The sequence below is a fragment of the Microcoleus sp. bin38.metabat.b11b12b14.051 genome (assembly GCF_013299165.1).
In the GTDB taxonomy this organism is placed as follows: Bacteria; Cyanobacteriota; Cyanobacteriia; order Cyanobacteriales; family Microcoleaceae; genus Microcoleus.
Map to the genome: position 1 here is coordinate 371,316 of NZ_JAAFKD010000002.1, position 13,115 is coordinate 384,430.

General features: G+C 45.8%; 15 protein-coding genes. 6 read left to right on the forward strand and 9 right to left on the reverse strand.

All coding sequences use genetic code 11. The features are described from left to right. The first annotated feature begins 242 nt into the window (after positions 1–242). Positions 243–1,076 carry a KilA-N domain-containing protein gene (locus QZW47_RS04155; protein ID WP_293124279.1) on the forward strand — a complete coding sequence of 278 codons (834 nt, stop codon included), beginning with the start codon at positions 243–245 and terminating at the stop codon, positions 1,074–1,076. 273 nt (positions 1,077–1,349) lie between these two features. Here the strand turns inward: QZW47_RS04155 and QZW47_RS04160 are convergent, their stop codons facing one another. From QZW47_RS04160 to QZW47_RS04170, 3 genes are all read right to left on the reverse strand, one after another. Beyond that, complete coding sequence (locus QZW47_RS04160) at positions 1,350–2,096, reverse strand: Uma2 family endonuclease (RefSeq protein ID WP_293124281.1); 747 nt, start codon at positions 2,094–2,096, stop codon at positions 1,350–1,352. A gap of 102 nt (positions 2,097–2,198) precedes the next feature. Next, positions 2,199–3,590 (reverse strand): asparagine--tRNA ligase, encoded by a 1,392-nt coding sequence (gene asnS / locus QZW47_RS04165; protein WP_293124283.1) that lies wholly within the window; start codon positions 3,588–3,590, stop codon positions 2,199–2,201. 204 nt (positions 3,591–3,794) lie between these two features. Continuing rightward, positions 3,795–4,160, reverse strand: coding sequence for a DUF2203 domain-containing protein (locus QZW47_RS04170; protein WP_293124285.1), 366 nt, complete (start codon positions 4,158–4,160; stop codon positions 3,795–3,797). A gap of 116 nt (positions 4,161–4,276) precedes the next feature. On the opposite strand from QZW47_RS04170, the gene QZW47_RS04175 reads away from it, so the two are divergent. Then, positions 4,277–4,552, forward strand: a complete 276-nt coding sequence (locus QZW47_RS04175) for a DUF6439 family protein (protein ID WP_265233948.1) — start codon at positions 4,277–4,279, stop codon at positions 4,550–4,552. A 346-nt stretch (positions 4,553–4,898) separates the two neighbouring features. On the opposite strand, the gene QZW47_RS04180 is transcribed toward QZW47_RS04175, so the two are convergent. Further along, positions 4,899–5,390 carry an anti-sigma regulatory factor gene (locus tag QZW47_RS04180; RefSeq protein WP_293124288.1) on the reverse strand — a complete coding sequence of 164 codons (492 nt, stop codon included), beginning with the start codon at positions 5,388–5,390 and terminating at the stop codon, positions 4,899–4,901. A 696-nt stretch (positions 5,391–6,086) separates the two neighbouring features. Between QZW47_RS04180 and QZW47_RS04185 the strand changes: the two genes are divergently transcribed. Then, a complete protein-coding gene (locus QZW47_RS04185; RefSeq protein WP_293124290.1) occupies positions 6,087–7,001 on the forward strand; it encodes an alpha/beta fold hydrolase in 915 nt (304 codons plus the stop codon). A 346-nt stretch (positions 7,002–7,347) separates the two neighbouring features. Then, on the forward strand, positions 7,348–7,491 hold the full coding sequence (locus QZW47_RS04190) for a hypothetical protein (protein ID WP_293124292.1): 144 nt from the start codon (positions 7,348–7,350) through the stop codon (positions 7,489–7,491). A gap of 74 nt (positions 7,492–7,565) precedes the next feature. On the opposite strand, the gene QZW47_RS04195 is transcribed toward QZW47_RS04190, so the two are convergent. From QZW47_RS04195 to QZW47_RS04205, 3 genes are all read right to left on the reverse strand, one after another. After that, positions 7,566–7,814: a hypothetical protein gene (locus QZW47_RS04195; RefSeq protein WP_293124294.1), complete on the reverse strand. Its 249-nt coding sequence runs from the start codon at positions 7,812–7,814 to the stop codon at positions 7,566–7,568. A gap of 98 nt (positions 7,815–7,912) precedes the next feature. Further along, a complete protein-coding gene (locus tag QZW47_RS04200; RefSeq protein WP_293124296.1) occupies positions 7,913–8,065 on the reverse strand; it encodes a hypothetical protein in 153 nt (50 codons plus the stop codon). A 130-nt stretch (positions 8,066–8,195) separates the two neighbouring features. Continuing rightward, a complete protein-coding gene (locus tag QZW47_RS04205; protein ID WP_293124298.1) occupies positions 8,196–8,537 on the reverse strand; it encodes a hypothetical protein in 342 nt (113 codons plus the stop codon). 531 nt (positions 8,538–9,068) lie between these two features. Here QZW47_RS04205 and QZW47_RS04210 point away from each other — a divergent pair. Continuing rightward, complete coding sequence (locus QZW47_RS04210; protein ID WP_293124300.1) at positions 9,069–9,665, forward strand: ATP-binding protein; 597 nt, start codon at positions 9,069–9,071, stop codon at positions 9,663–9,665. A 291-nt stretch (positions 9,666–9,956) separates the two neighbouring features. On the opposite strand, the gene QZW47_RS04215 is transcribed toward QZW47_RS04210, so the two are convergent. Then, positions 9,957–10,361, reverse strand: coding sequence for a gamma-glutamylcyclotransferase (locus QZW47_RS04215; RefSeq protein WP_293124302.1), 405 nt, complete (start codon positions 10,359–10,361; stop codon positions 9,957–9,959). 120 nt (positions 10,362–10,481) lie between these two features. On the opposite strand from QZW47_RS04215, the gene QZW47_RS04220 reads away from it, so the two are divergent. Continuing rightward, positions 10,482–11,081 (forward strand): glyoxalase-like domain protein, encoded by a 600-nt coding sequence (locus QZW47_RS04220; RefSeq protein WP_293124303.1) that lies wholly within the window; start codon positions 10,482–10,484, stop codon positions 11,079–11,081. A gap of 411 nt (positions 11,082–11,492) precedes the next feature. On the opposite strand, the gene QZW47_RS04225 is transcribed toward QZW47_RS04220, so the two are convergent. Further along, on the reverse strand, positions 11,493–12,764 hold the full coding sequence (locus QZW47_RS04225) for a bifunctional sterol desaturase/short chain dehydrogenase (protein ID WP_293124305.1): 1,272 nt from the start codon (positions 12,762–12,764) through the stop codon (positions 11,493–11,495). Positions 12,765–13,115: the final 351 nt, after the last annotated feature.

Sequence of the window (13,115 nt, forward strand, 5' to 3'; positions counted from 1 at the left end):
GAGAAACGAGGTTGGTTTCGGAGTGGTCGGGAATTCGGATGGCAGTAAGCTTGTTGCATCCTTGCGATTGACGCTCCATGTATTGTTTGTCAATTCCCCAGCCGCTTATCCATCACCTGAACAAGAACCATACAGTAATGCAGTAATCTACACATCACAAGTAAGGTAAACCGTACACCCTACTTTTTTATAGTCAATATAATTAATGAGTTAGCTTATTGAGCACAAAAGAAAAGGAAAAAATGCAAAACATTGAACATCAAGTTGGTGAATTAGTCGTCACTCAGCGTAAAATAGATGGCTATATTAGTGCGAATAAATTAACAAAAGCATACCAGAAGCAAACAGGTAAATATCGAAACCCTAACCAGTGGTTTGATAAGGATAGAATTAATGAATTTTTAGAGCTTTTATCTTCTAAAACAGGACTTGAAGTTTATGAACTCGTCCAAAAAAAAGGAGAGGGTAAAAACTGCGAAACCTGGATTCATCCTAAGCTGGCTGTTTCCTTTGCCACGTGGCTATCTCCCGAATTTGAAATGATGGTGTCTGAATGGGTAGAACTATGGCTTTTTGCAGGTCAAGCGCCGGCAACTCAAGAGCCTGTTGCTTTACATCCTTATCAGCGCGTTTGGTACGAACGCTTAAGGCTGTTTGAGCAAAATACAACGCTACCTAAAGGTCAATGGTGTATTTTTGAGGAAATCGGTAAATTAATGAGGAAATTAGAAGCGAAAAACATACTCTTATATGATAGATCAACTATTGATATTTCAGTAGGGAGAGCCTGGTGTACATGGTTGAGACAAAACAAATTTGACACCGACTTCGAGCAATATACCCACCATTATCCCGATCGAAGGGGTGAACAATTAGCTAATGTTTATCCTTATGATTTACTGGGAAAATTTCATCAATGGCTAGAAGACACTTACATACCTGACAAATTTCCTGAATATGTCAGACAATTTGTAAATCCCGAAGAGTGCAAGTTAATTTCAGAAGCTCTTGGCTGTGAAATTAAACCCGTCAACAAAAGGCTGAAAAGCAATAATGATTCTAGGAATAATGAGTGAACGATATGGAGCTTTGCTCAGACATGATGCTCCTGCAATAAAGTTAACCGTCACATTAAGTATGCCAAACTCTCAAGCGTTGGGTAGAGTATAGAACCCTACGGCGAACTGTATTTTGTAGGGTGCGTCGCTGCCGAAACTTCGCTGGAATTTGTAAATTTTTGAGCGACGCACCTGACGATTGCGCGGTGGGGATATGTGAGATTGTAGATCGAATTTGGGAATTTGCGATCGCGACGCACCCTACGGCTAACTAACGAACATCCCGCCGTTTCAAGCCAACAAATCGGGATCGACACCCAACTCCCGCAACTTTGCCGCCAATAAATCCGCCCGATCGCGTTCCTGTTCCGCCCGCAGGCGTTCCTGTTGGGCCTCTTCCGAGCTCCACAGCAGCAAATTTCCCTGCGAATCCCACCAGCGCAGCCAGTTAATAGTTTGCCCCAGCCGTTCCCCCGGCCAAATCCCCAGCCACAAATCCAACTCTGGAATCCGCACCCGTCCTGACGCATCAGCAGCCTGCGTTTCATAGGCTCCATTTTGCAGATACCGCACTTCCAGCTTGGGCTCGTAGGGGTCGTAAGTCACATAGGTGGGCACTTGCAGAATGTGTTCGTAGAAGTAGAGCTTGCCGTAGGGAGGAGTCGATCGCACAGACAATTCGCCATAATCTTCATTAGACAAAAACTCCATCACCACCGATACCGGCGCACCCTCCAGATTCGGCGTGTAGCTGCGGCGAATCGTGCCCTCTGCGACTCGATGCACTTGCGGCACGTAAAGCCAATCCGGCGCTTTGACTACAGTCTTGTTATTGATAGTTGCTACCAATCCAAAATTAGAAGCAATTAGGGCATTTTGTTCGATACATCCGGCTGCCCCCAAAGCATCGGTAAGGCCGGCTGCAAGGGGCGGTTGTTGAATATTTTCCACAGGATCGTCCGGTAATACAAAGTCGGCTGGTAGGGGTTCCCAGGTGATAGTTAATGCTTTGGAACTGGATGGAATTTGAAGTACCATGAGCTACATACCATTTTAGATTTTAGATTGGAAAAGAAGGTGTTTGTAGTGAGGACTTTAGTCCTTCTTTTTGCGGACTAAAGTCCTCACTACGAACCTTAATTAAAAATCAATAGTCAAAGGCGCTCTCGGAAACGGAATTACATCGCGAATATTCCCCATTCCCGTCATGAATTGCACCAACCGTTCAAACCCCAAACCAAAGCCAGCGTGAGGCACAGTACCGTAGCGGCGCAAATCCAAATACCACCACAACTCCTCCTTATTCATACCTTGAGCTTCCATGCGCCGCTCCAACACATCCAGCCGTTCTTCCCGCTGGGAACCGCCGATAATTTCCCCAATATTCGGAGCCAGAACATCCATTGCTCGCACGGTTTTCTCGTCATCGCTTAAACGCATATAAAATGCTTTAATCCCGACCGGATAATCGCTGACAATGGTCGGCTTTTTAAACAATTCCTCAGCCAAATAGCGCTCGTGTTCCGACTGCAAATCTAAGCCCCAGCTTACCGGAAAATCAAATTTTTTGTCGGCTTTTTCCAAAAGTGCGATCGCCTCGGTGTAAGTAATCCGCTCAAACTGATTGTTAATAATATTTTCAGCAGTCGCCAAAACCGTCTTATCAATCCGCTCGTTGAAAAACTCCATATCCTCCGGGCAATGCTCCAAAACGTATTTAAAAATGTACTTTAAAAACGCCTCAGCCAAATCCATATTTCCCACCAAATCGCAGAAAGCCATCTCCGGTTCAATCATCCAAAACTCCGCCAAATGCCGCGAAGTATTAGAATTTTCCGCTCGAAAAGTCGGGCCGAAAGTATAAACATTGCCGAAAGCCATCGCCATAACTTCCGCTTCCAACTGACCGCTAACTGTTAAATAGGCGCGCTTCCCAAAAAAGTCTTTCGCATAATCAACTTCTTGCGAATCAGTACGCGGTACATTCTTTAAATCGAAGTTAGTAACGGCGAACATTTCGCCCGCACCTTCGCAATCGGTAGCAGCTAGAATCGGAGTGTGAACCCACAAAAAACCGCGCTCTTGAAAAAATTGATGTACTGCGGCCGAACAAGCATTGCGGACTCGAAAAACAGCGCCGTGAGTGTTAGTGCGCGGGCGCAAATGCGCGATTGTTCGCAAAAATTCCAAGGAATGCCGCTTTTTTTGCAGCGGATAAGTTTGTGGGTCTGCTTCACCGTAAACTTGTACTTGTAAAGCTTTCAACTCAATTCGCTGTCCCTTCGCCGGAGAGGCTACCAGCACTCCCGAAACTTCTACAGATGCACCTGTATTGATTTGTTTGATTACACTTTGAAAGTCTGGCAAATCGGCATTGATGACTACTTGTAAGTTAGCCATCGCCGAACCATCGTTGACTTCGACAAAGGCAAATTCTTTTAATTCGCGTTTAGTCCGCACCCAACCTTGAATGGTTACAGTTTCGTCGGGTTCACCACCGCGCAAAATTGCTGCAATTCGTTGATTAGTCATATCCACTCCCGTTTATTTAATATTATTTTGCACTATATAGCGGTTCTCAAAAAAGTGAGGATAGCCCTATGCCCTATGCCCTATGCCCTATGCCCTATGCCCTATGCCCCATGCCGAATAGTACCTCATCTTTCTGAGAAAGGCATATCTCTGTTTTCTCTTCCTCTGCGCCCTCTGCGCCCTCTGCGGTAAAAAAATCAAAAACTATCCCGCATAAGATTTCAACATCCAACCGATTAAAATGCCCAGTCCCCCAAAACGAACTGCTTGCCAAAAAGGTTGTTTGATGCTTCCCCAAGAAAACAGGCTGCTTTCTAAATTTAACTCGATCGTTTCCAATTCTTGCTCAATTTCCCGCAATTCTTGCTTGAGTTGCGGCATGGGATTTTGGCGCTGAGACTGGCGCACATCTTCGCGCAGATTGCCGAGTTCGGCTTGGCGCTGCCGATCGCCCTGAATCTGAGTGTAACGCTCTTTGACTGCTGCGAGCGATCGCTCCACTGTGGCGATCGCCTCCACAAACTCATTTTCTGACTCTTCCCGATTTAACTCTGACGGCTGTTGAGGCATTTCGATCTGCAAACCTGACAATACTTAAAAAAAACCAATTTCCAATTAAGTTGTTATTATATGCAGTATATTTTTTAAATTCAAAAACCCTAACCAAATCGCTATAATTGCCATCTATGCTAGAAACTACACAAACAACCCAAACTGTCAACCTCAACGAGCTGAGCACAGTAGAACTGGCTCAAGCCCTAGCCGCCCGCCTCGCCATTTCCGAAAAAGATTGGCACCGCCTCAAAGCCAACCGTTCCGCCCGGGCTGGAGAGCAAGCTGCGGCCGCTTTGGTCTTTTTGCTGAAAAATCAACCCGAAGAAGCTTTACCGCGCTTAAACCAAGCAGCAGGATGGTTAGATCGATCGATCTCGGCACCTCCCTGTCCGACTCACGGCAAATAATTTTGAGTCTTGAGTTAAATATTTGCAGGACTTACGCACACCAAGGCCAGAAACCGGGTTTCTCGTAGATTTCTAGTTGATCAACCAATATTTTTCAGAGAAACCCGGTTTCTTTGCGTAAGTCCTGATTTGATTAGTGGCCAAAACTTAGACAATCGCGCCGCTCGATCGAGCAGCGCGATTGCGAGCCAAAAAAGATTTATACTTTTCTCACTCAAAACTCACATTTTGCATTATCATTTACGATCAATAGCGAAATACTCAAAATTCTCCATGCCCGGTTCAGCGGGTAAACGAAAAAAATTGTAGGTCGATCCGATCTAAAGAATGCTGCTAAATATCAGTTCTAGCGCCAGCGAGGCAGCCGGTAGCGACTGGGAAGTTCTTTGCACAGCCGTAACTCTGTGCCTTGAGCATTCCACTCAACCCGATCGAATAATTGGTAAAGGATAAACAGCCCTCTACCACATTCTTGTTCAACATCGGGTAGTGCAGAATTATCTGCAACATCCTCTGCTATGAGACTCTCGCAATTATCAGTATAAAGGTCGCAACCGCAAGGGGCCTTAAAGCCACAACCTTCATCCGATATCACCCACCAATATTCGTTTTGGACGATGGAAAAACGGACTCCAACAGTTTTACTGGGGTCTAACTTGTTTCCATGCTTAGCAGCATTTACCAAAGCTTCTTGAAGCCCCAACCGTAATTCCGCTTGCCAGTGAGGCGGAATCTCTGCTAGGAGCAGATCCAAAATAGGACAAAGGTATAGGGTAGAAGCGAAGCTAATCGTAATCCAATTGCGTCCGACGACCGGACGGGCTGAGATAGCAATCACTCAGAAAACTCCCTAACTTTCAGGTGGATAAACTTCACACCCTGCATAGTTGGCTCCCTAGTATTCAAAATACTCATTAATTGAGCGGCGCAGCTCTATTTCTATCTTAGAGTATCAAAGCCGTTAAGAAAAGCAAAGAACATCACAAAATATTCTGCGATTCTCAGAAACTTTTGCCAAGAACTACCAGTAATTTTACTTATAACTTCTACCCGCAGCCTGATTTTTGAGATCGGCTTTTGCCGGGGCACGGTCGCTGAACCCGCTGCATCCCAAGCCGTCAACAGCTCGCTTACCAAACGATCCCCACCTTGAAAAGATCGGAAACCCGTCCAAAAAAGTCGATCCCTTGACTCCTAGCCAATGGGGATCGACTCCCACCACCACAGCTTGGGCCCGATCGCCTAGATCTCCTACTTGTGCCAAAAATCGCAAGGATCCTACCTAGGTGTGTTGCAGTCGAAACCAGATATATTTCCCAAATGCCGATCGAATACTGAAAATCCGACTGCTGCGACCTTTACCAAATCAATATTTGTTACAAAACTTATTTATTATGAGTGCGATCGCCCGCACTAGCCCAACTCGACCAACTTGACGTATCCCTTACTGGCAAAACCCCAGCGCGTTGGCAAAACTTTATAAATCTGAACCTCACGATACAATAGTTAAAGTAAATACTTATTTCTTTACATTATGCAAACAATCCCAGCCATCACCGCAGCCCCCATTCCAGGCACATACTGGCAATGGCGGGGCCATTCAGTATACTATGTTCGATCCTCTTCAAGGGCTTCGCTAACGAGTGATCGACATCCAGAACGCCCTCCCCTGCTGTTAATTCACGGTTTTGGAGCATCCACAGACCACTGGCGCAAAAATATCAGCGGGCTGAGCAAAGACTTTGAAGTGTGGGCGATCGACTTAATCGGATTCGGGCGATCGGCAAAACCCGAAATCCAGTACAGCGGCGAGCTCTGGCGCGACCAACTCCACGACTTCATCACCACCATCATCGGCCGGCCCGCCGTACTAGCCGGCAACTCCCTCGGAGGCTACGCAGCCTTGTGTGTCGCAGCGCAGCGCCCCGAATCAGCCGCCGGACTCATCTTAATCAACAGCGCCGGCCCCTTCAGCGAATCTCAGCCGGCACCCGAAGCCCCGCCCTTGCAAAAAGCCATATCTGCGGTAGCTAAAACCTTATTTCAGCAAGATTGGGCAAGTTTTCTGCTGTTCCAATACGTGCGCCAGCGATCGACAATTCGGAAAACTCTCGAAAAAGTTTATCTCGACCAAAGCGCAGTCACAGACCAATTAGTAGAGGAAATTTACCAACCATCCTGCGATCCGGGCGCGCCCAAAGTATTCGCCTCCGTATTCCGCACGCCCCAAGGCGAAAAAATCGATGTATTGTTGAGTCAATTAAATTGCCCCCTGCTGATGCTGTGGGGAGAAGGCGATCCGTGGATGAATTCCACAAACAGAAGCGCCAAATTTCGCCAACATTATCCCCAGTTAACCGAACACTTTATCAAAGCCGGTCACTGTCCCCATGACGAAGTACCAGAACAAATAAACGAACTGATTCGCGGATGGATAATTGACCAATAGTCGATCGGCACATATAGCATTTCTCAGATAAATGAGGTGTTTAGGGTAATTGGTAATTGGTAATTGCGGGTAGGCTTGTGGGTTTTTAAACCGCAAGCTTTTTTCAGATTAACTATTACCGACTACAGATTACCAATTACCCAAAACCCCAAGCGTCGGCCCATCTTTCCCTCGAACCGCTATAGATGATTTGCCCCCGTGCTTCTATTCCCTAGGATAGAGATAAAATCATCAGATTTGTGCTAAATATCTATGTATTATCGCAACACAAACGCGGTTAATTTCTACTCAAATATTCTGAAAAGATGGAAACCATAACCAGCAAAAAAACTAGACGGAATTTTATATGGAGCAGCACGATCGGGAAATCGCAGCCACACGCAACAATCAAGCGATCGCTGCATTCCCCATAAATACTTTTAGGCAAAACCCGCGTCAAGTGCCGATGGACTCAGTAGGAGGGAAAATCTGCTTTTGCTGGGAATACTAAACAAGTTAGATTCCACAAAATAGGCGTCACTGCAAATTCTCGAAATTGCTGAGTTCTTTAAAATTTTAGCTTCTCTACAAATTGAGATTTTCAAGTTTTCTTTCAGTCTCCACATTCTGGGGAAATGCTACAAACCAATTGCCAGCCAAGGCAGCTATTTGCTCGATCTTAAAATCTGCCACCTCAACACAAATAAAGCTTTGTTGGTAAAATATGTAGTTAGCAGCGGCAATTCTAGAGGTGATAATAAACAGATTTTTGTAATACTTTGAGGCAAACTGACCAATCTTTTTGACGAGTGCATCGCTATCGGATTCTGGCACTTCATCTCAGCCATCTAATTAAATCAAACATCTGCCTTGACTAAGTACCAATTCAGTTAGCGATCGCGCTGCAACTGCGGAACGGGCAAATGCGTCGCCTATGCCAATAAATCAAGATTGGCGATTTCAGCAAAGGTTTTATGATGGATAAAAATCGGTATTTTGTTGGCGGCAAATTTTGCCCGATCGCACTTAATGACGATGGGTTGCAAAAAGATAGCTTTACCAGAACCAGGTTTCCCGAGTACCATTAGTGAAGGAGTGAGATTTCACCGCATCTAAACCTGTCCCAGGTTTCTGGCATACTTTACCTCATCCCAAGCAGTTAAAATTATCCGCATCTAGGTTGAAGTATCTGAGTAAATCACCAATTTATCCGGGCTACCAACTGGTAATTTTGTCCAAAATGTTGACTTCAACGTAGCGGTTTGTAAGATCGATCGGCTCTCCGATGTCCCATAGCTGCAATTTGGTGTGGGATTTTTGCCGTAACTCTGGCACTAGGCCATTAATCTCTATATTCACTGGCTGCGGAGGACGATCGACAATTTCTTGCCAATTCAACTGCAAAACCGTGCAGTCCGCCTTGAAAGCATTGGCTTTAATTGGTTCTATTCCTGCTAAAAAACGCCCCCAACTTGGCAGGGATGCGCCATTGGCATAGGCCAGGCCTCTGTCCAAGTGCGATCGAACTCTAATTTTTGACTGGCTTCTACTAGCCATTCACCGGGGTATTCTATCGTCGATCCCCTCTCTCTTCTAGCTTGCCTAATTTTTATTAGTCCATTCTGAGACAATCAGGGGGCGGCGATTGTATAATTTATAGCAATCGCCACAGCGGTGAGGACATAAATAACCTCATGAATAGAGCCTAGAGCATGTAGCAGAAACGGTTTGATTTCCTTGACGAAGCAAGCTGTCCACTCTTCGACGAAAGCTCGGAGGGATCTTCTGTCCACTGTCCACTGTCCACTGCTATACTTATTTATTTGTCAATGTCAGTTTGCGATCGGTTTAGCGATCGCAAACTGAGTTTGTCAAGACGTGAGCAACCAAGAGAAAACGATCGGGACAACCACGGGATCGTCTCTCTGGAGTGTAAAAAGCGTTTTCACGGACTGCAAGTGTCCCGCACAGCACTGGCTAGAGAACCCAAATGCTTTCTCTATCTCGCTTCGCGAGTTCCGGTGAAGGAATGCTACTCGCTTTTTTCCGTAAAAAAGTACACATTAAATGATGATAAAGGATCGCAAAATGACAGATAACATCAATGAAATTCCGTCAGGTGGGATAGGTATAAAAGTCATTGGCAAAATTGCCGATGAGCTAACTTATACCCGCACTTTTGACCGTCGAAACTGTCTGTTCATTATGAAATATTATCAGCAGCCAGTTGTAGTAGCATCCCAGCCCACGACGGAAGCTGGTTATTTTCAGCGCCCGCTCAATGTTTTAAACAAGTTTAACTGGTTTAAAACACAGCGAATTAGCGAATTAAATAGCAGTTATAACCAGCCAATCCAAAAAATTAGCCTTCAGGTAAATAGCGATATCAAGGCTGTTGCTCAAGTTTTATGTTGGCTCGATGAGTTAGAGCCTCTACCGATTCCCGAAGCAGTTTTTCACCAGTGCAAACTTGCTACGGTCGAAGGGTTTACAAATGCTGTTCGCCATGCTCACAAAAATCTGCCATTAGCAACTCCAATCGAGCTTTTGATCGCGATATTTAACGAACGCCTAGAAATCAATATTTGGGATTTGGGAGAACCTTTTGATTTCCAGGCGAAGTTGGCAGAAGAATTGTCAGAAAAAAGTCCGTTTAAAAACGAGCTGGAATTTACGATTCACTAAACATGACTTTTTTTAAAGCTGATTGGAGATTTATTTATTCGGTACATTCCAGAGTCCTTACGGGACACGGCAATGTCGTGTCCCTAGCGTAATGTGTACCTCACATATAGCAGTTCGATCTCTGATATGAGGTATTGACAGGCTCAATATCTCAATCCGCCAATCCTTGTCCGTAGTTCGACTACGCTCACGCTTCCGCTTCCTGCCGCTCCGGGCCAATCAAAAATCAAAACCTTTACCTCACATGAGTGAGACTCGGCTATACGTGTAGACGCGGTTTCAGCCGCCGTCTTATTCTGTGAAAAATCTATTTTCCCACGTCCCATCGGGCAGCCAGATGCCTCTCAGAGCACGGACGCGATCGGGTGTCATGAAGTATGCCCAAGCCGTGCCTAATGGTTTGAGATGTCGATCGCAGATTTCGACTTCCTGCCGCTGATATTCGTTTTCCGTAGGTTCGCGCAGCGGGTGATAGTCTTCCAGTCGGTCTAAATCCTCCAAAATAGCGGAATTTGCGAAATTTAGCAGAAAACCATAGACATTGCCATCTCCGGTCACCATTGCAGGATAGCCGATCGGCAGTGCAAAAAGTTGACCGCGGGCGATCGCTGGACAAGCATCCACAACCTTTCCCTCGCAGTAGCGCAGGTAGTTGGACTCCCCCGGTTTGAGAGTGCCATAGACAAAGACTTTCATCAGGTAGGGCTAAAACGCTAGTTTTTGCTATATTAGATGCCTAAGCAAATAGTTTAAGTCTCGCGGGCGATCGCGACTGCAATTTTCCTAAATTTCGTTGTTTACCCTTTTTTATAATTCATGACTGTAGCAGTTAGTTTTATTGCTTTTGGACTTCGGCCTTTGTACTTGAGCTCTTTTTTGCCCGACTTACCCTTGGACGGCTTGTTTTCGACTCAAGGCATTATGGTAATGCTGCTGGCCGCCTATGCGGGGGCGATGTGGATGTTTCTCACCAGCGCTCCGAAGGTACACACCGTGATGGTATCGGATCTCGCACAGGCGAGGGAATTCTATGAAGGTATGCTCAGCCTCCCCGTCGCAGAAGTGCCGCTACACTACTACTACAATTACGAGCAAACCTTGGGGACAACTGGTATCGATCCCCTGTATTTGTCGCCGAATGTCGGCAGGGGAACGAGCTCTCAAACGATGGGGAATCCCGAGGGTTTGTGGTATCAGTTGATGAAAAATACTCAACTGCACATTATTAGTGGCGCGGGTGTCGGGGAAAAAAATCGCCAACGTCATGTTTGTTTCGATCGCGATTGTTTGGATCAGCTATTAATGAGGGTACAAACTCGCGGTATTAGTTATAAAATTCGCCGGGAAAAGCCGCTTAATTTTTTGGTTAAGGATTATGATGGCCGCGTGATAGAAATGGCTGAGGTTAGTAATTAGATAATAGTCGGCGGTTGAAACTCGGCGGTTGAAACTCGGCGGTTGAAACTCGGCGGTTGAGATTCGGCGGTTGAAACCCGGCGGTTGAAACTCGGCGGTTGAAACCGCGACTACACAAACGATGTCCGCCTCCGCGGACTGAAGAGCAGATCAGAGTCGGCGGTTGAAACCGCGACTACACATCAGATCAGAGTCGGCGGTTGAAACCGATCCTACACAAACGATGTCCGCCTCCGCGGACTGAAGAAGGTAACGTAATTTTAACGGTCTGTATTCAACCCGCGGAGGCGGGTTTTGTCTGTGTCGCCGCGGTTTCCAACCGCCCGGTATTCTTATCTTCAACCCGCGGAGGCGGGTTTTGTCTGTGTCGCCGCGGTTTCTAACCGCCCGGTATCCTGGGTTTCTGATGTATCAATTAATCTTCGCTTCAACGCTAGATTTTTCTGCTACTTTTTTAATCTCTGCAACCGTTTTGCGGCTGAAGAGTTGGAAATACAAAGAAACAAAGAATTCTTTAACTGGGAAAACAATTAACGTCAAAGGATTGATTGTCACGATGATGTTGCGAGTATCAGCTTTAGCTTGCTTGACAACTTGCTGCGCTACCCAGTCAGGAGACATAATGCCGATCGGGTTTAAATTACTTTTGAACGGCCCTAAAATCAGTTTACGCACGATGCAGGGCGCATCCAGCCGTCGCAGGGTGACTAAATCTCCAAGTGCGCGCTTGCTGAGTTCGTACAGGGGACTGACAGCGGGAATCACTTCTGCTTCTGAAGTGTTGATCCAGACTTCTTTACAAGCCATGTTTTCGTTAGTACGGACTGTTAAGAAAAAGAGTTCCATCAGCCGCCACGCGGAAAAAGTGTTAATTTCGTATGAGTTTGCGATCGCCTCTCCGGTTCTTTCGCCCTGTACGTTAATTCCGTGATTGATGACGAGAATATCGATTTTTTCTAACAATTTAGCTAAATCTGCCTCTTCGCCAGCGTGCCAAGTTACGGTTTTTACAGGCAAAATCTCGCCGTCTACATTCATAGTAATTTCCTCATTTCCAGAGGAGAGGGCGATCACTTTTGCACCGGCTTGATGCAGATGTTTGAGAAGCAAACGCCCTAAAGTTCCCGATGCGCCGGTGACGGCGACAGTTTTGCCTTTGAGAGAAAGTGCTGTACCCATAAGTTTATCTATTAAGGTGAAAGTACCGCAATAGTAAGCATTTTGATTGTCGAAATGATGCTTCCAGTGATAAGGTTTATTAACAAACCAGTTACCAGGGATAGTACGGAAGTCTCCCGGTTGGTGGGTGATGTCGGTTAACTCGTCTGCGCCTTTGATGCCGATCGCGCGGGCGATCGCGCTCAACAAAAAGCTTAAAGTATAAATACAACCCGCTGCTGCGCCCCAGTGATATTCCGGCAACCAAAAATAAGCTAAAACCCACAGCAACAAGCCCAAAACCATCATCGTCGCAGCTTCGGGCACGTCGTGACGCCAGTGTGCTTGCTTGTAAATAGTCTCGCTAACCGGGGTCAAATTCGGGCGGAAAACCCGGTGATGCCAATTGTGCAGTTTTTGGAGTGGCGGCACATAATGAGACGCAACGTGATAAAAGTCTCTGATGATTTCTGCCCAGCAGACAGAAGCTATTCCCACAGCGCCGACTATCCAGTAATTTACCATGCTCGCACCAGTTTCAAATTTGAGATATTATATCATACCCCGTCACAAAAAGGGTTTGTAGTGAGGACTTTAGTCCGCTGATTGTGAGGACTTGCATTCCTTACAAAAAAGGTTTGTAGTGAGGACTTTAGTCCGCTAATTGTGAGGAATAAAATCCTTACAAAAAGGGTTTGTACTGAGGACTTTAGTCCGCTAATTGTGAGGAATAAAATCCTTACAAAAAGGGTTTGTAGTGAGGACTTTAGTCCGCCGATTGTGAGGAATAAAATCCTTACAAAAAGGGTTTGTAGTGAGGACTTTAGTCCGCCGATTGTGAGGAATAAAATCCTTACAACAAAGTAATTTAATTAT

Excerpts from the sequence above, each read along its gene's own strand:
- QZW47_RS04155 (WP_293124279.1), top strand. The coding sequence starts at position 243 with ATGCAAAACATTGAACATCAAGTTGGTGAATTAGTCGTCACTCAGCGT.
- QZW47_RS04160 (WP_293124281.1), bottom strand. The coding sequence starts at position 2,096 with ATGGTACTTCAAATTCCATCCAGTTCCAAAGCATTAACTATCACCTGG.
- asnS (WP_293124283.1), bottom strand. The coding sequence starts at position 3,590 with ATGACTAATCAACGAATTGCAGCAATTTTGCGCGGTGGTGAACCCGAC.
- QZW47_RS04170 (WP_293124285.1), bottom strand. The coding sequence starts at position 4,160 with ATGCCTCAACAGCCGTCAGAGTTAAATCGGGAAGAGTCAGAAAATGAG.
- QZW47_RS04175 (WP_265233948.1), top strand. The coding sequence starts at position 4,277 with ATGCTAGAAACTACACAAACAACCCAAACTGTCAACCTCAACGAGCTG.
- QZW47_RS04185 (WP_293124290.1), top strand. The coding sequence starts at position 6,087 with ATGCAAACAATCCCAGCCATCACCGCAGCCCCCATTCCAGGCACATAC.
- QZW47_RS04190 (WP_293124292.1), top strand. The coding sequence starts at position 7,348 with ATGGAGCAGCACGATCGGGAAATCGCAGCCACACGCAACAATCAAGCG.
- QZW47_RS04200 (WP_293124296.1), bottom strand. The coding sequence starts at position 8,065 with ATGGTACTCGGGAAACCTGGTTCTGGTAAAGCTATCTTTTTGCAACCC.
- QZW47_RS04205 (WP_293124298.1), bottom strand. The coding sequence starts at position 8,537 with ATGGCTAGTAGAAGCCAGTCAAAAATTAGAGTTCGATCGCACTTGGAC.
- QZW47_RS04210 (WP_293124300.1), top strand. The coding sequence starts at position 9,069 with ATGACAGATAACATCAATGAAATTCCGTCAGGTGGGATAGGTATAAAA.
- QZW47_RS04215 (WP_293124302.1), bottom strand. The coding sequence starts at position 10,361 with ATGAAAGTCTTTGTCTATGGCACTCTCAAACCGGGGGAGTCCAACTAC.
- QZW47_RS04220 (WP_293124303.1), top strand. The coding sequence starts at position 10,482 with ATGACTGTAGCAGTTAGTTTTATTGCTTTTGGACTTCGGCCTTTGTAC.
- QZW47_RS04225 (WP_293124305.1), bottom strand. The coding sequence starts at position 12,764 with ATGGTAAATTACTGGATAGTCGGCGCTGTGGGAATAGCTTCTGTCTGC.